General features: G+C 43.5%; 22 protein-coding genes. 21 read left to right on the top strand and 1 reads right to left on the bottom strand.

The window, feature by feature from the left end; all coding sequences use genetic code 11:
• The first annotated feature begins 25 nt into the window (after positions 1 to 25).
• From def to spoVM, 10 genes are all read left to right on the top strand, one after another.
• Positions 26 to 511, top strand: a complete 486-nt coding sequence (gene def / locus ACIQZD_RS07610) for a peptide deformylase (RefSeq protein ID WP_402900373.1) — start codon at positions 26 to 28, stop codon at positions 509 to 511.
• Entirely contained in the window at positions 508 to 1,467 is a 960-nt protein-coding gene (gene fmt, locus ACIQZD_RS07605) for a methionyl-tRNA formyltransferase (RefSeq protein WP_402900370.1), read from the top strand. Before def ends, fmt begins: the two co-directional genes overlap by 4 nt.
• The gene (rsmB, locus tag ACIQZD_RS07600) at positions 1,454 to 2,806 is read left to right on the top strand and encodes a 16S rRNA (cytosine(967)-C(5))-methyltransferase RsmB (protein WP_402900367.1); all 1,353 of its coding nucleotides are present in this window, start codon (positions 1,454 to 1,456) and stop codon (positions 2,804 to 2,806) included. The genes fmt and rsmB overlap by 14 nt, the downstream gene beginning before the upstream one ends.
• Positions 2,806 to 3,900, top strand: coding sequence for a dual-specificity RNA methyltransferase RlmN (gene rlmN / locus ACIQZD_RS07595; RefSeq protein ID WP_402900364.1), 1,095 nt, complete (start codon positions 2,806 to 2,808; stop codon positions 3,898 to 3,900). The genes rsmB and rlmN overlap by 1 nt, the downstream gene beginning before the upstream one ends.
• Positions 3,901 to 3,904: 4 nt before the next feature.
• A complete protein-coding gene (locus ACIQZD_RS07590; protein WP_402900362.1) occupies positions 3,905 to 4,654 on the top strand; it encodes a Stp1/IreP family PP2C-type Ser/Thr phosphatase in 750 nt (249 codons plus the stop codon).
• Positions 4,655 to 4,659: 5 nt separating this feature from the next.
• On the top strand, positions 4,660 to 6,684 hold the full coding sequence (gene pknB / locus ACIQZD_RS07585) for a Stk1 family PASTA domain-containing Ser/Thr kinase (protein ID WP_402900359.1): 2,025 nt from the start codon (positions 4,660 to 4,662) through the stop codon (positions 6,682 to 6,684).
• A gap of 23 nt (positions 6,685 to 6,707) precedes the next feature.
• Positions 6,708 to 7,589, top strand: a complete 882-nt coding sequence (gene rsgA, locus ACIQZD_RS07580; RefSeq protein ID WP_402900356.1) for a ribosome small subunit-dependent GTPase A — start codon at positions 6,708 to 6,710, stop codon at positions 7,587 to 7,589.
• A 1-nt stretch (position 7,590) separates the two neighbouring features.
• Positions 7,591 to 8,238, top strand: coding sequence for a ribulose-phosphate 3-epimerase (gene rpe, locus ACIQZD_RS07575; protein ID WP_402900353.1), 648 nt, complete (start codon positions 7,591 to 7,593; stop codon positions 8,236 to 8,238).
• Positions 8,239 to 8,340: 102 nt separating this feature from the next.
• On the top strand, positions 8,341 to 8,994 hold the full coding sequence (locus ACIQZD_RS07570) for a thiamine diphosphokinase (protein WP_402900349.1): 654 nt from the start codon (positions 8,341 to 8,343) through the stop codon (positions 8,992 to 8,994).
• A 122-nt stretch (positions 8,995 to 9,116) separates the two neighbouring features.
• Positions 9,117 to 9,197, top strand: coding sequence for a stage V sporulation protein SpoVM (gene spoVM, locus ACIQZD_RS07565; RefSeq protein ID WP_034313769.1), 81 nt, complete (start codon positions 9,117 to 9,119; stop codon positions 9,195 to 9,197).
• Positions 9,198 to 9,384: 187 nt separating this feature from the next.
• On the opposite strand, the gene rpmB is transcribed toward spoVM, so the two are convergent.
• Complete coding sequence (gene rpmB / locus ACIQZD_RS07560) at positions 9,385 to 9,573, bottom strand: 50S ribosomal protein L28 (RefSeq protein WP_034313767.1); 189 nt, start codon at positions 9,571 to 9,573, stop codon at positions 9,385 to 9,387.
• 252 nt (positions 9,574 to 9,825) lie between these two features.
• Between rpmB and ACIQZD_RS07555 the strand changes: the two genes are divergently transcribed.
• The 11 genes from ACIQZD_RS07555 to rnc all read left to right on the top strand — a co-directional run bounded on the left by ACIQZD_RS07555 (position 9,826) and on the right by rnc (position 20,414).
• On the top strand, positions 9,826 to 10,188 hold the full coding sequence (locus ACIQZD_RS07555) for an Asp23/Gls24 family envelope stress response protein (RefSeq protein ID WP_034313762.1): 363 nt from the start codon (positions 9,826 to 9,828) through the stop codon (positions 10,186 to 10,188).
• 18 nt (positions 10,189 to 10,206) lie between these two features.
• Complete coding sequence (locus ACIQZD_RS07550; protein ID WP_402900343.1) at positions 10,207 to 11,877, top strand: DAK2 domain-containing protein; 1,671 nt, start codon at positions 10,207 to 10,209, stop codon at positions 11,875 to 11,877.
• A 207-nt stretch (positions 11,878 to 12,084) separates the two neighbouring features.
• On the top strand, positions 12,085 to 12,747 hold the full coding sequence (gene sdaAB, locus ACIQZD_RS07545; RefSeq protein ID WP_137018761.1) for an L-serine ammonia-lyase, iron-sulfur-dependent subunit beta: 663 nt from the start codon (positions 12,085 to 12,087) through the stop codon (positions 12,745 to 12,747).
• 37 nt (positions 12,748 to 12,784) lie between these two features.
• Positions 12,785 to 13,669, top strand: a complete 885-nt coding sequence (gene sdaAA / locus ACIQZD_RS07540; protein ID WP_101224621.1) for an L-serine ammonia-lyase, iron-sulfur-dependent, subunit alpha — start codon at positions 12,785 to 12,787, stop codon at positions 13,667 to 13,669.
• Positions 13,666 to 15,717: an ATP-dependent DNA helicase RecG gene (gene recG, locus ACIQZD_RS07535; protein ID WP_402900337.1), complete on the top strand. Its 2,052-nt coding sequence runs from the start codon at positions 13,666 to 13,668 to the stop codon at positions 15,715 to 15,717. Before sdaAA ends, recG begins: the two co-directional genes overlap by 4 nt.
• A gap of 119 nt (positions 15,718 to 15,836) precedes the next feature.
• Complete coding sequence (gene fapR, locus ACIQZD_RS07530; RefSeq protein WP_034313744.1) at positions 15,837 to 16,394, top strand: transcription factor FapR; 558 nt, start codon at positions 15,837 to 15,839, stop codon at positions 16,392 to 16,394.
• Positions 16,395 to 16,418: 24 nt separating this feature from the next.
• On the top strand, positions 16,419 to 17,405 hold the full coding sequence (gene plsX, locus ACIQZD_RS07525; protein ID WP_402900334.1) for a phosphate acyltransferase PlsX: 987 nt from the start codon (positions 16,419 to 16,421) through the stop codon (positions 17,403 to 17,405).
• Between the two features lie 27 nt (positions 17,406 to 17,432).
• On the top strand, positions 17,433 to 18,380 hold the full coding sequence (gene fabD, locus ACIQZD_RS07520) for an ACP S-malonyltransferase (RefSeq protein ID WP_101224624.1): 948 nt from the start codon (positions 17,433 to 17,435) through the stop codon (positions 18,378 to 18,380).
• Positions 18,377 to 19,120, top strand: a complete 744-nt coding sequence (fabG, locus tag ACIQZD_RS07515; RefSeq protein WP_137018757.1) for a 3-oxoacyl-[acyl-carrier-protein] reductase — start codon at positions 18,377 to 18,379, stop codon at positions 19,118 to 19,120. Before fabD ends, fabG begins: the two co-directional genes overlap by 4 nt.
• A gap of 56 nt (positions 19,121 to 19,176) precedes the next feature.
• Positions 19,177 to 19,410 carry an acyl carrier protein gene (locus ACIQZD_RS07510; protein ID WP_034313729.1) on the top strand — a complete coding sequence of 78 codons (234 nt, stop codon included), beginning with the start codon at positions 19,177 to 19,179 and terminating at the stop codon, positions 19,408 to 19,410.
• A gap of 263 nt (positions 19,411 to 19,673) precedes the next feature.
• A complete protein-coding gene (gene rnc / locus ACIQZD_RS07505) occupies positions 19,674 to 20,414 on the top strand; it encodes a ribonuclease III (protein WP_402902005.1) in 741 nt (246 codons plus the stop codon).
• Positions 20,415 to 20,419 lie beyond the last annotated feature (5 nt).

The following is a 20,419-nucleotide window of genomic DNA, read 5'->3' as shown; positions in this document are numbered from 1 at the left end:
CATATCTAGGAGGTTACCTTTAATTTTGGCTATTTTACCGATTGTCTTGTTTCCTGAAAAAATTTTACAACAAAAATGCGATAAAGTAACAAGTTTTGATAAAAAGTTGGCAAAGCTGTTAAATAACATGTATGAAACGATGGTGGAGGCGGATGGCGTTGGACTTGCAGCACCTCAGGTTGGCGTGAAAAAGCAAGTGGCCGTCGTTGAAATAGAGGAAGGAGCAGGTGCAATCGAACTGATTAATCCGGAAGTGCTGGAAATGGAAGGCGAACAGACAGGTGTTGAAGGATGCTTGAGCTTCCCGAGTTTATATGGCGAAGTAACGCGTCCATACCGTGTCAAAGTCCGGGCACAAGACCGAAAAGGATCTTTTTTCGAGATAGAAGCGGAAGATTTCCTTGCAAGGGCCCTTCAGCACGAAATCGATCATCTGCAAGGAGTTTTATTTACAAGTAAGGTTTCCCGGTATATTTCGGAAGAAGAGTTAGAAAGGTATGGAGAAGAATGACGAAAATAATATTTATGGGTACACCGGACTTTTCAGTGCCGGTATTGAAAAGAATCATTGATGAAGGATATGATGTGATCGCTGTTGTCACACAGCCCGATCGTCCAGTAGGCCGAAAAAAGGTGCTAACGCCGCCTCCAGTTAAGGTCGAAGCCGAAAAGCATGGGATTCCCGTTTATCAGCCCGAAAAAATCCGTGAAAAAGAAGAACTTGAAAAGATCATCGCATTGAATGCTGACTTGGTGGTGACGGCGGCTTTCGGACAAATCCTTCCGAATGAATTGCTGGATGCCCCTAAGTACGGATGTATTAATGTACATGCCTCCCTGCTTCCAGAACTGCGTGGAGGGGCGCCCATTCATTATTCCATTTTACAGGGGAAAGAAAAGACTGGGATAACCATCATGTATATGGCGGAAAAATTGGATGCCGGTGATATATTAACTCAGGCGGAAGTTGCTATAGAGGAACAAGATAATGTCGGAACGCTGCATGATAAATTAAGCAAGATAGGGTCGGATTTACTTGCAGAGACACTTCCGAAACTTATTAATGAGGAGTTACAGCCGATCAAGCAGGATGAGGCCAGAGCGTCTTTTGCACCTAACATCAAGCGGTCAGAGGAAAGAATCGACTGGTCGAAATCAGGGGAAGACATCTATAACCATGTACGCGGCCTGAATCCTTGGCCTGTTGCTTATACAACCTTAGACGGGTCCATTTTGAAGATTTGGCAGGTAAAGAAACTTGAAGATGGCAATCAGGCTGTGCCGGGCACGGTCATTGATGTACAAAATGATGGATTCATCGTTTCGACAGGCAATGAGACGGCAATACTGGTTACAGAACTGCAGCCTTCAGGAAAGAAAAAAATGCCGGCGAAAGATTACTTGCGCGGAGCCGGATCGTTCATTAAAGCAGGCATGAAGTTAGGAGAACAGAATGAAGCAAACTAAAAAGGGAGTACGTGAAATCGCTCTCGATATTTTGGAATCTGTAGAGAAAAACCAATCCTACAGTAACCTATTATTGAACAACTTGATTAAAAAGCACCAGTTATCCGTCGTGGACAGCGGTTTGCTTACAGAAATAAGCTACGGTACCATACAGCGTAAGATGACTTTGGATTATTATTTGAACCCATATATTAAACAACCTAAAAAAACGCAAAGCTGGGTCATCAATTTACTTAGGCTTTCCGTTTACCAAATGGTCTATTTAGATAAAGTGCCTGATCATGCAATCATTTTCGAGGCTGTCGAAATTTCCAAAAAACGCGGACACAAGGGTACATCTTCGATGGTCAATGGAGTGCTTCGCAACATCCAAAGGAATGGTGTTTCTTCTTTAGATGAAATTAAAGATGATCTGGAACGGCTTTCCATAGAAGTAAGTCATCCAATTTGGCTTGTAAAGCGCTGGGTAGAGCAATTTGGCTATGAAAAAACCAAGGAAATGTGTGAAATCAACTTAACTGCGCCATTACAGACGGGTCGGGTTAATTTAAAGAAGGTTTCACGCCGTGAACTGATCAGCATATTAACGGAAGAAGGATATGATGTTGAAGCAAGTGAAGTCGTTCCCGAAGCAATTGTCAGCTATAAAGGGAATCTTGCTCATTCAGAAAGCTATAAATTGGGTTATTTATCGATTCAGGACGAGAGTTCAATGCTTGTTGCCCATGCATTGGGTGCAAATGAAAATGATGCTGTACTCGATTGCTGTGCCGCACCTGGAGGGAAAACGACACATATCGCAGAAGGCTTGACCACTGGACAAGTATATGCGCTCGACCTTCATGAGCATAAGGTCAAGCTCATTAAAGAGCAGGCGGAGCGCCTAAAGCTCAGAAACAATATTAAGACAATGGCCCTTGATAGCAGAAAAGTGCAAGAACACTTCAATAAGGAAGGTTTTGACAGGGTCCTGATCGATGCACCATGTTCCGGGTTGGGAGTCATGCGCCGGAAGCCTGATGTAAAGTACACTAAAACAAAAGATGATATAATGAAACTCTCAAGTATACAAAAACAATTATTGGAATCGGCTGCCCCGCTTGTTAAGCAAGGCGGACGGTTAGTATATAGTACCTGTACGGTGGATAAAGAAGAAAATGACAAAGTCGCTGCAGCATTTTTGGAAAGCCACCCGGATTTTGAAAGCGATGCAACCTTGTCCGCAAGAATGCCTGAAAGCGTTCAGCCATTCATCGAGGGTCATACGCTGCAAGTTTTTCCGCAATATTTTAGCAGTGACGGATTCTTTATTGCGAGTTTTAGAAAGAAGGTGCTGTAATGGCAGAAATCACTAAATCATCTAGAGTAAGAAAAGATACGACACCAGAAAAACCGTCGATTTACTCATTGGAGCTACACCAAATTAAAGAATGGCTTGTTCAAAATGGAGAAAAGGCATTCCGGGCCGATCAAGTATATGACTGGCTTTATAAAAAACGTGTCTCCAGTTTTGAAGATATGTCCAACCTTTCGAAATCATTACGGGATAAGTTGGAATCGCAATTCACCTTCACAACTTTGAAAACTTTGATTCAGCAAACGTCCAATGACGGAACGATGAAGTTTTTATTTGAACTCCAAGATGGTTATTCGATAGAAACGGTGCTGATGCGCCATGAATACGGAAACTCCATTTGCGTGACAACGCAGGTAGGATGTAGAATTGGCTGTACATTCTGTGCGTCGACATTAGGCGGTTTAAAGCGGAATCTTGAATCAGGGGAAATAGTTGCCCAGGTCGTAAAAGTTCAGCAAGCACTTGACGAATCGGAAGAACGTGTTAGTTCTGTCGTAATCATGGGTATAGGTGAACCGTTTGATAACTACGATAATATGATGTCATTCTTGAAGAACATAAACCATGAAAAGGGCTTGAACATCGGGGCACGTCATATTACCGTTTCCACAAGTGGAATCATTCCTAAGATCTATAAGTTTGCCGAAGAAAGCATGCAAATAAACTTTGCTGTTTCCCTTCATGCACCAAATACGGAATTGAGAAGTAAATTGATGCCGATCAATAAGGCCTACAAACTTCCAGACTTGATCGAAGCAATCAAGTACTATACAGAAAAAACAGGTCGCCGTGTAAGTTTTGAATATGGTCTATTCGGTGGCGAGAATGATACAGTGGAGCACGCTGAAGAATTAGCAGCTTTAATAAAAGGGATAAAATGCCATGTTAACTTAATACCGGTTAACTATGTACCTGAACGCAACTATGTACGAACACCTCGGGACCAAATTTTTGAGTTTGAAAAAACATTGAAGAAGCGCGGCATAAATGTAACGATCCGAAGGGAACAAGGCAGTGATATTGACGCAGCCTGCGGCCAGCTTCGGGCCAAGGAGCGCAAAGAAGAGACGAGGTGACCCTATGAGGGCAATATTTAAGACAGACCGTGGAAAAGTCCGCCAGCATAATGAAGATAATGGCGGAATCTTTAAGAACTCGGAAGGCGTTCGCCTTGCCATCGTTGCAGATGGCATGGGCGGCCACCGTGCCGGGGATGTAGCCAGTGCAATGACGATAGACCTTCTGAAAAAGGGCTGGGAAGTATCAACCGGAATCGAAACGGCAAATGATGCCGAGGATTGGCTGAAGCAGCAAATCTTCTCGGTCAATCAGTTGCTTTTTGAATATGCAGAAGCGAATACGGAATGTAAGGGCATGGGGACCACCATTGTTGCAGCCATTTGCACCGACAAGTTTGCTACGATTGCCAACATCGGGGACAGCCGGTGCTATTTGTATAATGAGAGCGGTTTTAAGCAGGTCACGGAAGATCATTCACTCGTTAACGAATTGGTCCGTTCCGGTCAGATTTCGAAGGAAGATGCCGAAAACCATCCACGGAAAAATGTTTTATTACGAGCCTTGGGGACAGAAATGCAAGTGGAAATGGACATTATGACGGTCATCTTCGAAGAAAATGATTTACTGTTGCTTTGTTCGGATGGATTGACGAATAAAGTGAGTGAACAGGAACTGGAAGAAACGGTAACCAATGGACAGTCACTTGAAGAAAAGGCGAATTCATTAATAAATAAGGCCAATCACTACGGTGGGGAAGATAATATCACACTTGTGCTTGTTCAATTTACTGAAGAAAGTGAAAGCAGGTGAATTGAATGTTGATTGGTAGAAGAATCAACGGCCGTTATAAACTGATCGAGATGGTCGGTGGCGGCGGTATGGCGAATGTTTACCTTGCAAGGGATATGATCTTAGATAGGGATGTCGCATTGAAAATCCTTCGCATGGATTTTAATAATGACGAAGAGTTCATCAAGCGCTTTAATCGGGAAGCCCAATCGGCAACCAGTTTGGCCCATCCCAATATCGTAAGTATTTATGATGTTGGTGAAGAAGATTCCATCTATTATATTGTAATGGAATACGTTGACGGGTTTACACTTAAGCAATACATACAAAAATATTATCCAATTCCAGTTGATGAAGCCTTGGATATCATGAGGCAAATCACGGCAGCGATTTCCCATGCCCATCATAATGGGATCATTCATCGTGATATCAAGCCACAGAACATTTTGATTGATAAAGAAGGAACCGTCAAGATTACGGACTTCGGCATTGCATTGGCACTAAGTGCAACAAACATAACGCAGACCAACGCAGTCTTGGGCTCGGTTCATTATTTATCTCCGGAACAGGCCAGAGGCGGTATGGCCAATAAGAAGTCGGACATTTATTCACTTGGCATCGTCATGTTTGAATTGTTGACGGGAAGATTGCCATTTTCGGGTGAATCAGCCGTGTCGATAGCTCTTAAACATTTACAATCGGAAACTCCGTCGCCAAAACGCTGGAACTCTGAAATACCCCAGAGTGTGGAAAATATTATCTTGAAAGCGACAGCTAAAGATTCATATTACCGCTATGAGAGCGTAGACTCGATGGAAGATGACATACGGACGTCGCTTAATCCTGAGCGTTCAAATGAACTGCCTTTTGCCATTCCCGAAGATCATGATGCAACAAAAGCCATCCCCGTAATAACGGATGATCAGCTTTCCAGCGTCGATGAGACAATCATAAGGGGTCCTGAAAAAAATACTTTAGTTTATGCGGATGATGAGGAAAGTGATTCTGAAGCAGAGAGTAAATCGAATAAGAAACAGAAGAAACAGAAAAAACAAAAAAACAAGTCGGAACATAATGGTAAAAAACGAAAGAACATGCCTGCAATCCTGGTGACCACCTTTTTAGTTCTCGCCCTGCTTGCTGTTTTATCTGTCACTGTTTTACCTCCCCTCCTTGTCTCTAAGGAAGTGACGATCCCGGACCTAAATGGGGAAGAATTGGATGATGCCATTACTGAATTGCTTGAATTGGATTTGAAAGTTGGCGAAACGATCGAGATTGAAGATGAAGAGGTTGAAGCTGGTCTTGTGATCAAAACCAACCCTAAGGAAGGTAGGACGGTCAAGGAAGGTGCAGTGATCGATATTTATCAAAGCATTGGTAAAGAGACGATTTCATTGTCCAGCTATGAAGGTCGAGACTACTCTGATGTTAAATCCCTGCTTGATAAAATGGGATTCAAAAACATAAGCGTGACCGAAAAATATGATGACAGTGCAGCCGGCACGATCATTGAACAATCGCCCTCGGGTGCCTCTGAGGTCGTACCATCCGAAACGGAGCTAGAGTTAACGGTCAGTAAAGGGGCAGATCTGCTGAGCTTGAAGAACTTAACGGGGTTCAATGAAGCTGGCCTTACTGATTATTCCAATGAGAGTGGAATAAAGATCGATGTTGAAGAAAAAATCTATGATGATTCCGTAGCGGAGGGGCTAGTCATTTCCCAGTCACCCGAACCTGCTACGAAGGTGGAAAAGGGCAGTACAGTGAAAGTGGTCATTTCAAAAGGGAAAGAAGAGATTCCTCCCGAGAGTGTAACGGAGGAAATCAAAATCGAGTATGATCCGGTTGAGCCAGGCAAAACGCAAAAAATACAAATTTTCATCGAGGATATCAACAATAGCATGACGGAGCCTAAAGAAACATTCTATATATTGGAAGATGCGAAGAGAACGATTGAATTAATGGTTTCCCCGGATAAGAAAGCAGGATATAAAGTCATGCGGGACAATCAGGTCATCATCGATCAATCCGTCTCATATCCAGAATAAATTTAATAATTAGGAGTGTGGTTATGCCCGAAGGAAAAATTATCAAAGCATTAAGTGGATTTTATTATGTCCTTGATGGTGAAGAGGTTTATCAATGCCGTGGAAGGGGCCTGTTCAGGAAGAATAAGGTAACTCCGCTCGTGGGTGATTATGTTGTTTTTGAAGCGGAAAATAAAACGGACGGGACCGTGACCGAAATAAAACCACGAAAGAATGAATTGATACGTCCGCAAATCTCAAATGTAGACCAGGCAATCCTTGTCTTTTCAGCAGTAGAACCTGATTTCAGTCCGGCATTGCTCGATCGATTTCTCGTACTGATTGAAGATAACGAAATCGAACCGATTATCGTCGTGACGAAACTGGACTTGGTTACAGCTGAAAGCCAAAAGAAATTGTCTCAGTATATCAATGACTATCAGAAACTTGGCTATACTGTACTGGAAACATCTTCTGTTACCGCTGGAGGAATTGAAGAACTAGTGCCTTATTTAGAAGGAAAAACCAGTGTATTTGCCGGGCAGTCAGGTGTTGGGAAATCGTCTTTGCTGAATGCAATCAATCCTGAATTGGCTTTAAAGACGGATGATATTTCTTCACACTTGGGACGTGGGAAGCATACCACCCGCCACGTCGAATTGATTCATATCGGCTCTGGACTTGTCGCGGATACTCCAGGGTTCAGTTCACTTGAATTCATGGAAATGGAAGCTGAACGGTTATCCTATTGCTTCCCGGAAATGCATAAGCATGGGGAAGACTGTAAATTCAGGGCCTGCCTGCACGATAAAGAACCGAAGTGTGCAGTGAAGGAAGCAGTTGATGCCGGGGAAATTCCACGTTATCGATATGAGCATTATATGCAATTCTTAGAAGAAATCAGAGATAGAAAGCCGAGGTATTAAAATGGTTAAAATCGCACCATCCATTTTATCAGCTGACTTTGCAAAATTGGGAGAAGAAATTCTTGATGTGGAAAGGGGCGGAGCGGATTTAATCCATGTAGATGTCATGGATGGGCATTTCGTGCCGAATATAACGATAGGCTCACTAATTGTCGATGCTATCCGCCCCATAACAAAGCTTCCGCTTGATGTTCATTTAATGATCGAACAACCAGATCGTTATATCGAGGCCTTTGCGAAAGCGGGAGCCGATTATATAACTGTACATGTAGAGGCATGCACACATTTGCATCGGACGATCCAATTGATTAAATCTTTTGGTGTAAAGGCAGGCGTGGTGCTTAATCCAGCCACTCCAGCTTCCTTGATCCAACCTATAATCGAAGATATTGACATGGTATTGTTGATGACGGTCAACCCTGGTTTTGGCGGACAAAAGTTCATTAAATCCGTTCTTCCCAAAATTGCCGAAGTGAAGGCGATGGCGGAAATGTATAATCAAAGTCTGGAAATAGAGATTGATGGTGGAGTAAATGAAGAAACGGCTAAACTATGTATTGAACAAGGGGCGACAATCCTTGTGGCAGGCTCGGCAATATATAATCAAGAAGATCGAAACGCAGCGATTCAAAAGATTCGGGGAAAGTGATATAAGCCGACACTATCATATTCGTATGATGGTGATCGGCTTTTTTTATCAATCAAACATAGGAATCTTTGATATGAATATGTATAGAAAAGGATGATTTCGATGATTATTAGTATTATGGCTGGAGGTCCGGAATGTTTTTGGCCGGATCTGACATGGTATAAGGAGAAGACTGACCTTTGGGTCGGGGTTGACAGGGGAGTATGGTCTTTACTTGAAAAAGGTATCGAACCTAGATGCGGTTTTGGGGATTTTGATTCAGTTTCGGAAGATGAATACAGGAAAATTGAGCAAAGGCTGGAACAAATCAATCTATATTCTTCGGAAAAGGATGAAACGGATTTAGAGATCGCATTTAAATGGGCAATAGGGCAAAAGCCAAGTGAAATTCACATTCTGGGCGCAACAGGGGGAAGAATGGACCATTTTCTTGGGAATATCCAGCTGCTCCAAAAAGAAAGTGTCCTCCCTCATCATGGCGATATGGATATATACATAGTCGATCGGCAAAATATATTCACGGTAAAGACAGCAGGTTCATATGAGGTCACTGCTTTGAAAGATAAGAAATACTTGTCATTGCTCCCCGTAACGGCTGAAGTCACCGGCATTACACTTTCGGGATTCAAATACCCGCTGGATGATGCAAGCTTGGAAATAGGTTCGACGCTTTGCATCAGCAATGAACTAATTTCCGAATCTGGGAATGTTTCATTTGAGAAAGGCATATTAATGGTGATAAGAAGCAGTGATTAAAATTCATGCTTAAAGCAGATTCGGATATAATTACGATCATCCTATATCCGCTTAAAAGCTTATGTTGTAATAGAAAAATTCCACTTCATCTTTAATTGTGGGATGCAAAGAGGAGGGGCATGATGAAATTTTATACGATTAAATTGCCAAAAGTTCTGGGCAGTTTGGTAAGGGCTATGCTCGGAGCGTTTAAAAAAGGCTGATACTTATCTCCATGACACCTCTCAAATTAAGGGAGGTGTTATTTTTTCGGTAAAAAGGGGCGGCCATCCATTAATGGGTGAAGGCTCCCTCCTTGATGCAGGAAAGACCCGATCAACGAATTGAAACCATACCCATTAAATACCGGCCATTACAAGTAAAAAGGCATCCTAAGAGGATGCCGTAACATTATACGCGTTCTACTTTGCCCGATTTAAGAGCTCTTGCAGAAACGTATACACGTTTAGGTTTACCGTCAACTAAAATACGTACTTTTTGAAGGTTAGCGCCCCATGTACGCTTGCTAGCGTTCATTGCGTGAGAGCGGCTGTTACCAGAACGAGTTCTTCTTCCAGTGATTACACATTTACGTGCCATGTCAAATTCCCTCCTAACTACAACAAGCTTAAGTTTTTCGCAGTCGTCTTAAGTCTTTGTAAAATACTTTAATAATTTATCATACCTACCGTTAGAATGCAATACTTCAGTTAATTACTTTCAAGAAAAAAACCTTGACATACATACTTCAAAATTGATTTATATATAGTACCGTAAGACATTTACTTTTAAAACCATAGACATTATAGTAAAATGTCTTTAGTTGATTTGATTTTTGGGAGGGAAAAGAAAATGTCTATCGAATTACAAACGAAGTATGGACAAATTGATATCTCTAATGAGGTTATCGCTACTGTAGCAGGCGGCGCAGCCGTTGATTGCTATGGAATTATAGGAATGTCTTCCAAAAAACAATTTAAAGACGGCATTGCCGAAATTTTAAGAAAAGAAAACTTTACTAAGGGTGTAATTGTCCGTCAAGAAGAGGAAGAAGTTCACATCGATATGTATATTATCGTAAGTTATGGAACTAAAATCTCGGAAGTTGCACATAATGTGCAATCAAAGGTAAAGTACACCCTGGACAAAACTGTAGGATTAGCTGTTGATTCCGTCAACATTTTTGTACAGGGAGTTCGTGTGACGAACCCTTAAGTATAGGAGGAAAGTTTTGTGTCAATTACAAGTTTGAACGGAAAGCGCTTTGCAGAAATGATCATTCAAGGTGCCAACCATTTAGCGGCTAATGCCCAAATGGTTGATGCGTTGAATGTTTTCCCTGTTCCAGATGGGGATACAGGAACGAATATGAATTTATCGATGACTTCGGGTGCGAAGGAAGTGCAAAATAACGTCCAGGAACACATCGGGAAAGTGGGTGCGTCACTTTCAAGAGGACTGCTAATGGGCGCACGCGGCAATTCGGGAGTTATCCTTTCTCAACTGTTCCGCGGTTTTGCTAAAGCGATTGAACATAAATCGGAAATCAATAGTGAAGAATTTGCCCAAGCTTTTGAAGCGGGGGTTCAGACAGCTTATAAAGCCGTTATGAAACCTGTTGAAGGAACCATTTTAACGGTTGCAAAAGATGCAGCCAAGCAAGCGGTTTCATCAGCAGCAAAGCATATAGACCTTATTCAGGTGATGGAAGAAATCGTTACGGAGGCCAATGCTTCATTAAAGCGCACACCGGATCTGCTTCCAGTCTTAAAAGAAGTGGGAGTCGTTGATAGCGGCGGGCAAGGGTTGGTGTTCGTTTATGAAGGTTTCCTTGCTGAGCTGAAAGGTGAGGCCCTCCCAGTCCGACCTGCAAATGGCCCAAGCATGGATGACATGATCAATGCCGAACATCACATGAATGTACAAGGGCATATGAACACGGAAGATATCGTGTATGGCTACTGCACGGAATTCATGGTCCGATTGGAAAATGAAAAACTTGCCAATAAATCATTTGATGAAGAAAAATTCAGAAATGATTTAAGTGAATACGGAGATTCTTTATTAGTCATCTCAGATGATGAAGTCGTCAAGGTACATATTCACTCTGAACAGCCTGGCACGTGCCTGAATTATGGACAGCAATATGGTAGCTTAATAAAAATGAAAATCGATAATATGCGTGAACAGCATACTGCGATTTTAGGTAAGACGAATACACCGCTTCAAACTAAACCGTCCACCAAAGAGAAGTACGCTGTAGTGTCAGTGGCGATGGGTGCTGGCATCAGCGAATTATTCAAAAGCATCGGCGCTAAGTCCGTCATCGAAGGCGGACAAACGATGAATCCTAGCACGGAAGATATCGTTAAAGCTGTCGAAGAGGCATATGCAGATCATGTGATCATCTTGCCTAACAATAAAAATATCATCATGGCGGCCGATCAGGCTGCAGATGTACTTGGGGATCATGTGACTGTCATCCCAACGAAAACAGTACCACAGGGAATGGCTGCATTGCTGGCTTTCAACCCTTCACTTGATGCTGAAGAGAATAAAAAAGCGATGATCGAAGCCCTTTCGCATGTGAAAACGGGCCAGATTACTTATGCTGTCCGGGATACCAACATTGACGGTCTTGCAATCGAGACCGGGGACTTCATGGGAATTGCTGAAGGCACCATCAAAGTGAAGGATAAAGACATGACTCAAGCGGCAAAAGATCTTCTTTCCGATATGATTGACGAAGATTCAGAAATCCTTACCATTTTATATGGAGAAGATGCCACTGCTGAAAATGTCGAAAGTCTTGTTGCGTTTTGTAATGAGAATTTCGAAGACGTTGAAGTTGAAGTGCATAATGGGAAACAACCTTTATATTCTTTCATTTTTTCAATTGAATAAGTAGAGAACCGTGAAGATGAGGGAGACTTATTCGTCACAATGTTTGAGGATCCTGAAAAAAATAAAAGGCAATAAACTGCATATGTCATTAGGCTATGCAGTTTTATTTTTTATGAAAAGAAGGATTACGGACAGCGTAATTGTAATTACAATATATCAGGCTTTATTATTAAACTGACTCCCAGTGTATAGAAGGAGGAGCAAGTCATGAAATTTAGAAGTGTATTCGATATAATTGGTCCTGTTATGATCGGCCCCTCTAGTTCCCATACGGCAGGAGCTGCAAGGATCGGCAGGGTTGCCAGGAATTTATTCGACCGGGAACCAAAATGGGCCCATATTTCTTTTTACGGATCATTTGCCAAAACCTATAAAGGCCATGGAACGGATGTAGCCATTGTAGGAGGCTTACTTGATTTTGATACATTTGATGAGAGAATCAAAGAATCCCTGGAAATAGCACGTAAAAAAAAGATGAAAATTACTTTTCGGGAAGAAGAAGCCGTACCGGAACATCCCAATACAGCAAAAATAACGGTTGGTGATGATGATGGTGAACTGGAACTTGTCGGAATATCGATAGGCGGGGGGAAAATCGAAATCGTCGAACTGAACGGGTTTAAATTGAGGCTCTCCGGGCACAACCCTGCCATACTCGTCGTTCATGATGATCGATTTGGTGCCATCGCAAATGTTTCAAACATATTAGCCAAGCATCAAATCAATATTGGCCAGATGGAAGTCTCCCGAAAAGAAAAAGGGAAGATGGCCTTGATGACGATTGAAGTGGACCAAAACCTGGAGGATCACGTCATCGCTGAAATTACAGCACTCCCCAACATCACTCAAGTAGCGAGGATTGTGGATTGATAGGGCAATCGTTTCCACTTAGGAAGGAGAAGAAATCATGTTTCGTAATGTAGCGGAATTAGTAGAATTAGCTGAATCAAAGCAAAAAAAAATTTCAACGCTGATGATAGAACAGGAAATGGAAGTAACGGGAAAAAGCCGTGAAGAAATCATCCGCCAGATGGGAGTCAACCTGGATGTAATGGAACAGGCAGTTGAAAAAGGACTTCAAGGTGTCCGGTCCGTTTCCGGCCTGACGGGAGGGGATGCAGTCCTTCTTCAGACTTACATTAAATCAGGAAATTCCTTATCCGGTGAACTGCTGCTGGATGCGGTAAGCAAAGCGGTGGCAACGAACGAAGTGAACGCAGCCATGGGAACGATTTGTGCGACGCCTACTGCCGGATCTGCCGGTGTTGTGCCTGGAACCCTTTTTGCTTTGCAAAATAAATTAAAGCCGAATCGGGAACAGAAAATTGAGTTCCTATTTACAGCAGGGGCGTTTGGTTTTGTTGTAGCGAATAATGCTTCGATCTCTGGAGCCGCAGGGGGCTGTCAGGCTGAAGTCGGTTCTGCTTCGGGCATGGCGGCGGCAGCCATCGTTGAAATGGCAGGAGGGACACCTGCGCAAAGTGCAGAAGCGATGGCAATCACATTAAAGAACATGCTTGGCCTTGTGTGTGACCCTGTTGCTGGGCTTGTGGAGGTGCCTTGTGTGAAGCGTAATGCCATGGGTGCAGCCAATGCTATGGTTGCCGCAGATATGGCGCTAGCGGGGATCACAAGCCGCATACCGTGTGATGAAGTGATTGATGCGATGTACAAAATCGGGCAAACGATGCCATCGGCTCTTAGGGAAACTGCACAAGGAGGTTTAGCGGCTACACCGACTGGACGGGAGTTGGAAGCCAAAATCTTTGGCTTGCCGCTGAATAAGAAGTGAACCCCGCTTTACAGAAACCCATAACAGCAGTAAAGGGCATTGGGGCCGAAACGGGGGCAGCTTTGGGGGAAATGGAGATCCATACCGTCGCGGATCTCCTTGAGCACCTTCCATATCGCTATGAAGATTACCGCTTGAGGGATTTAGAAACGGTCGAGCATGATGAGCGGGTTACCATAGAAGGCAAAGTTCATACGGTGCCTACATTAGGGTACTTCGGAAAGAAAAAATCCAGGCTTACGATTAAAGTGTTAAGCGGGAGATATTTAATAAATGTGATTTTTTTTAACCAGCCATATCTGAAGCCGAAGCTTGCGATAGGCGAAACTGTAACGGTAACGGGAAAGTGGGATCGTCATCGCCAAACCATTACAGGCTCGGAATGCCACGTTGGCGATCGTAGCCGGGAGAAAGAGTTCGAACCGGTATACTCAGTGAAGGGCAGCATTACTGTCAAAGGGCTCCGTCGCTTTATCTCCAATGCATTTTCTGAATATGGGGCAATGATAGAAGAAAATCTGCCCCCGCAATTATTGTCGGCATACAAACTGATGCCGCGTAACGACGCTCTTCGTACCATGCATTTCCCTCAATCGGCCAATGAGGTGAAAAAGGCTCGCCGCCGTTTTGTGTATGAAGAATTTTTATTATTTCAACTTAAAATGCAGGCACTTCGTAAAGTGCAGCGGGAGCAGTCAAAAGGAATTGGCCAAGAGTTTGACATGGAGCAGCTCGAAGCCTTTGTTGGAACTCTCCCTTTTCCTTTGACGAACGCTCAGAATAGGGTCGTCGAGGAAATAATGAATGACATGAAATCTCCCTACAGGATGAATCGCCTGCTTCAAGGGGATGTCGGGTCTGGAAAAACGGTGGTTGCCGCGATATGCCTGAAGGCGACGATTACAGCAGGTTTCCAAGGTGCATTAATGGTCCCGACGGAAATCTTGGCTGAGCAGCATACTCAATCGCTGAAGGCGATGTTGGAACCGAGTGGAGTGAAGGTCGCATTGCTGACAAGTTCGGTAAAAGGTAAAAAGCGCAAGGAACTATTGCAAATGCTGGAATCCGGGGAGCTAGATCTTTTGATAGGAACACATGCATTGATACAGGATGAAGTGAATTTTCGGAACCTGGGACTTGTCATAACGGATGAACAACATCGTTTCGGAGTGGAGCAGCGCCGGATCCTTCGTGAAAAGGGTACAAATCCAGATGTACTTTTCATGACGGCTACACCGATTCCGCGAACGCTTGCAATTACAGTGTTTGGGGAAATGGACGTCTCGACGATCGATGAAATGCCTGCCGGGCGTAAAGCGATAGAAACCTATTGGGCAAAACACCAAATGCTTGATCGGATCTTAACATTTGTCGAAAAGGAACTAAAGAAAGGGAGACAGGCTTACGTTATCTGTCCGTTGATTGAGGAGTCGGAGAAACTCGATTCTTTACAGAATGTTCTCGATGTTCATGCAATGCTGACTCAATACTTTGCGAACAGGTACAAAGTGGGACTTATGCATGGCCGGCTGCCCGCGGATGAAAAAGACGAAGTGATGCAGCAGTTTAGTGCCAATGAAGCACAAATCCTTGTTTCCACGACGGTTGTCGAGGTTGGGGTGAATGTTCCAAATGCAACGGTAATGGTCATTTATGATGCGGAGCGCTTTGGGCTTTCACAGTTGCATCAGTTGCGCGGAAGGGTTGGACGGGGAAGCGATCAGTCCTTTTGCATCTTGCTGGCTGATCCGAAAACGGAAGTCGGCAAAGAACGGATGAAAATCATGACCGAGACAAACGATGGATTCGCCCTTTCCGAAAAAGATTTGGAACTACGCGGCCCCGGGGACTTCTTCGGTAAAAAACAAAGCGGCCTTCCCGAGTTCAAGGTAGCCGACATGGTCCATGATTACAGGACCTTGGAAGTGGCAAGGGAAGATGCTGCAAAATTGATTGCCTCCCAAAGCTTTTGGCATTCCCCTGAGTATGCACCGCTGCGGAACTATTTAGCGGGAACGGGAGTATTCACGGGAGAAAAGCTGGACTGAACTGAATAAAAAACCCAATAGCAGATTGTGAGATTTCACTCAATATCTTGCAATCTGTTTTTAAAATATATATACTACTATTAGTACCTAGTCATAATACTACGGATGGTGACCTTCAAATGCGAAGAAATAAGAAGGAACGCCAGCAATTATTAATCGAAACGATTAAACAGAATCCTTTTGTAACGGATGAGGAGCTGGCTGAAAAATATTCGGTGAGCGTCCAGACCATTAGGCTTGACCGTCTTGAATTATCGATACCGGAACTGCGTGAACGTATTAAAAGCGTGGCCGAGAAAAAATTCAGTGACGAAATCAGGGCATTGCCTTTGGATGAAATCATCGGGGAAGTAATTGATCTTAATTTAGATGACAATGCAATTTCGATTTTGGATATAAATAAGGAGCATGTCTTTAAACGGAATGGAATTGCAAGGGGACATCACCTTTTTGCCCAAGCAAATTCATTGGCTGTAGCAGTCATAAATGATGAATTGGCATTAACTGCGAAAGCATCCATTTTATTTACTCGTTCTGTAAAGGAAAATGAAAGAGTGGTAGCTAAAGCTAGGGTTAAAAACGTGGACCACACCAACGATCGTTCCGTGGTGGAGGTTAGAAGCTACGTGGGTAATGAACTGGTTTTTAAAGGCGAGTTCGAAATGTATCGCTCTTAACTTGCTAGTAAAGGATGAAAGATAATGAAGATAACGATAGATGCAATGGGTGGCGATAATGCTCCCAAGGCACAGGTTTTGGGAGCGATGAAAGCTGTCGAGGCTTTTTCCGATGTGGAAATCACCTTGATAGGCAATGAATCGGAGATCGACCAATACTTAGCGAAACATGGCCGTATAAAGGTTATACATACTGATGAAAAAATATTAAGCACCGATGAACCTGTTCGTGCGGTTCGCCGCAAGAAAAGCGCCTCGATGGTATTGGCTGCACAGCAAGTGGCTGACGGAGAAGCGGATGCATGCATTTCTTCAGGCAATACAGGGGCGCTAATGGCTGCAGGCTTGTTTGTGGTCGGAAGGATAGAAGGCATTGAACGTCCGGCGTTGGCTCCAACCCTTCCGACAATCGATGGCAAAGGTTTTGTACTACTGGATGTAGGCGCAAACTCCGATGCGAAACCGGAGCATCTCCTTCAATTCGCCATAATGGGGTCTGTTTATGCTCAAAAAGTGCGGGGAATCGAAAAGCCCCGAGTCGGATTACTTAATATCGGAACAGAAGAAAAAAAAGGGAATGAACTGACTAAGCATGCCTTTACATTACTGCAGCAATCATCGGAGATATCCTTTATAGGCAATGTAGAGGCCAGGGACCTCCTAAGCGGGCCGGCAGATGTTGTCGTGACCGACGGCTTCACGGGAAATATGGTGTTAAAGACGCTTGAAGGTACTGCTATGAGTGTATTTAAAATGGTGAAAACGGCCTTGATGAGCAACCTCAAGAGTAAGCTGGCTGCAGCAATGGTAAAGCCTGAACTAAAAGGCATAAAAAATAAAATGGATTACTCGGAGTATGGCGGTGCCGGCCTCTTCGGTTTGAAGGCCCCTGTCATTAAGGCTCATGGTTCTTCAGATGCGAATGCAGTCTATAATGCAATACGCCAGACTCGCGATATGGTTGGTAATGACGTCATATCGACAATTGCGGAGACGATAGAAAAACAATAATAAATCATAGAGGCAGGGGAGTAACATATGGGTAAAATTGCTTTTGTCTTTCCAGGACAAGGATCACAATCAATAGGAATGGGGCATGGATTATTTCAGGAAAACGAGCGTGCTCAGCAAATTTTTCGATCAGCCGATGAAAAACTTGATTTTCCACTTTCCGAATTGATCTTTAATGGCACACAACAAGAATTAACGGTGACTTATAATGCACAGCCTGCTTTATTGACCACGAGTTATGCTTTTGTCAAGGAGCTGGAAGAAGCGGGGATCAAACCCGATTATACAGCCGGGCACAGCTTAGGTGAATATACGGCATTAGTGGCATCTGGCGCAATTTCTTTTGAAGATGCCGTATATACAGTACGTAAACGTGGTGAATTCATGGAAGCTGCGGTACCGAATGGCCAAGGCTCAATGGCTGCGATATTGGGAATGGACCGTGAAGCTTTATCTGAAGTCACTTCTGAAATTACGGCCACTGGTGAATCCGTTCAATTGGCCAATATTAATTGTCCAGGGCAAATCGTCATTTCAGGCACCTCCGAAGGGGTTAAACTTGCAAGTGCAAAAGCCAAGGAAAATGGGGCTAAACGGGCTCTTCCTCTTGAAGTGAGTGGACCGTTCCATTCGGAATTAATGAAACCGGCAGCAGAAAAGTTACAGGGGGTCCTCGATGAAGTAAGCTTCAAACAGGCAGAAATTCCTGTCATTTCAAACGTAACGGCTAAGCCCATTACAGCACCTGCTGAAATTAAAGAAAAATTAATCGAACAGCTGTATTCACCGGTCCTTTGGGAAGACAGCGTGAAAAATCTGCTTGAATTGGGCGTGGATACGTTCATCGAGGTGGGGCCGGGGAAAGTATTGGGCGGATTGATAAAGAAAATCGATCGTTCCGTTCAAATTCATTCGGTTTCCGATATAGATACTCTAACTAAAACAATTGAAACATTGAAGGGGGTACAAGCATGATCCTCGAAGGTAAAAAAGCACTTGTAACGGGAGCTTCACGAGGTATTGGCAGGGAAGTTGCATTGGAACTTGCCCGTCAGGGAGCAGACGTTGCCATCAACTATTCCGGCAGTGAAGCTAAAGCGAATGAAGTGGTTGATGAAATCAAGGCATTGGGCCGTAAAGCATTCGCCGTCCAATGCGATGTTGCAAATAGTGAATCGGTGACAAGCATGATCAAAGAGGTCATCGAACAGTTTGACAGAGTGGATATCCTGGTTAATAATGCAGGTATCACACGTGATAACCTATTGATGCGTATGAAAGAAGATGAATGGGATTCTGTGATCAATACGAATCTTAAAGGCGTGTTCCTATGCACAAAGGCGGTTACAAGGCAAATGATGAAGCAGCGCAGCGGCAGGATCATCAATATGGCATCGATCGTCGGCGTCAGCGGAAATGCAGGGCAGGCTAATTATGTAGCGGCTAAAGCTGGTGTGATCGGTTTGACTAAAACCACGGCAAAGGAACTTGCTTCAAGAGGCATTACGGTCAATGCGATTGCCCCAGGTTTCATCTCTACGGATATGACTGGGGAATTGCCTGAAGACGTCCAAAAAGCCATGCTGGACCAAATTCCGCTTGCGCGGTTCGGTGACCCTAAAGATATTGCTGCAGTGGCGTCTTTCCTCGCTTCCGATGCCAGCAAATATATGACTGGGCAAACTCTTCATGTAGATGGCGGCATGGTCATGTAAGTTTTCTTGATTTTTTTCGAAATTAATTTATAATGTCTTGAGGGGAGGTGAACACATTGGCAGATGTATTAGAAAGAGTAACTAAAATCGTTGTAGATCGTTTGAACGTAGAAGAATCAGAGGTAAAACTTGAAGCTTCTTTCAAAGAAGATCTTGGTGCCGATTCCCTGGATGTAGTTGAACTAGTCATGGAATTCGAAGACGAGTTTGATATGGAAATTTCGGACGATGACGCTGAAAAAATCGCCACAGTAGGTGATGCTGTGAATTACATACAAAGCACTATGTAATGAATTGTCATTTGACTAAAAGCTCCGTTTTTTAACGGGGCTTTCTCTTATTGCTAAAGAAGTTTGATGCCGCGTCAGATAAGGGAAGAGCATGTACATGGGTAAGCACCGCCTGCATGGCAATGGTCTTTTGCCATTAGTTTTCTTTAAGCGGATAATAATGTATGATGGTACATAGGAAAGCTTGACAGGAATTCCTGCCAGGTTTCTTTTTATATATTGGAAAAATATGCTTTTTGAACCGTTGTGGAGGGTTTTGTGTGATGCGTAGGAACGGAAATAATCGTAAACCATCAATCAAGGATAATAAATTTAAACAGTTGCAAGAAAGTCTGGGTTTTCATTTTAAAGATGAAAATTTATTGAAACAAGCTTTTACACATTCATCTTATGTGAATGAGCATCGCCGTAAGCCTTATGAAGATAATGAAAGGCTTGAATTCTTGGGGGACGCTGTACTTGAACTGACCATCTCTAAATACTTATATCAAAAATATCCGATGATGAGCGAAGGTGAACTTACCAAACTGAGGGCAGCCATTGTATGTGAGCCTTCACTTGTTGCTTTTGCCAATAGTCTTTCTTACGGGGAATATGTATTGCTCGGAAAAGGGGAAGAAATGACAGGCGGAAGAGAACGCCCTGCCATGCTTGCGGATGTATTCGAAGCCTATATTGGTGCTTTGTACCTTGATCAAGGATTAGAGCCAGTGGTGCAGTTTTTGACGAATGTCGTGTTTCCGAAGATAGACGAGGGTGCTTTTTCTCATGTGATGGATTATAAGAGCCAGCTTCAGGAGCTGATCCAGCGTGATGCCATCGGTGTCCTGCAATATAAGATCTTGCAGGAAAAAGGACCGGCTCATAATCGGGAGTTTGTTTCGACCGTCTCCTTGAATGGGGAAGAGCTGGGCTCTGGAATAGGAAAGTCCAAAAAAGAAGCGGAGCAGCATGCTGCCGAGCATGCATTGATCGTTTTAAAAGAAAAAAAATCAACAAGATAGTTGAA

It is taken from the genome of Peribacillus sp. NPDC096447 (genome assembly GCF_044762725.1).
In the GTDB taxonomy this organism is placed as follows: Bacteria; Bacillota; Bacilli; order Bacillales; family DSM-1321; genus Peribacillus.
Note: the sequence above shows the minus strand (reverse complement) of the source record. Positions and strands in the feature narration are given on the sequence as shown.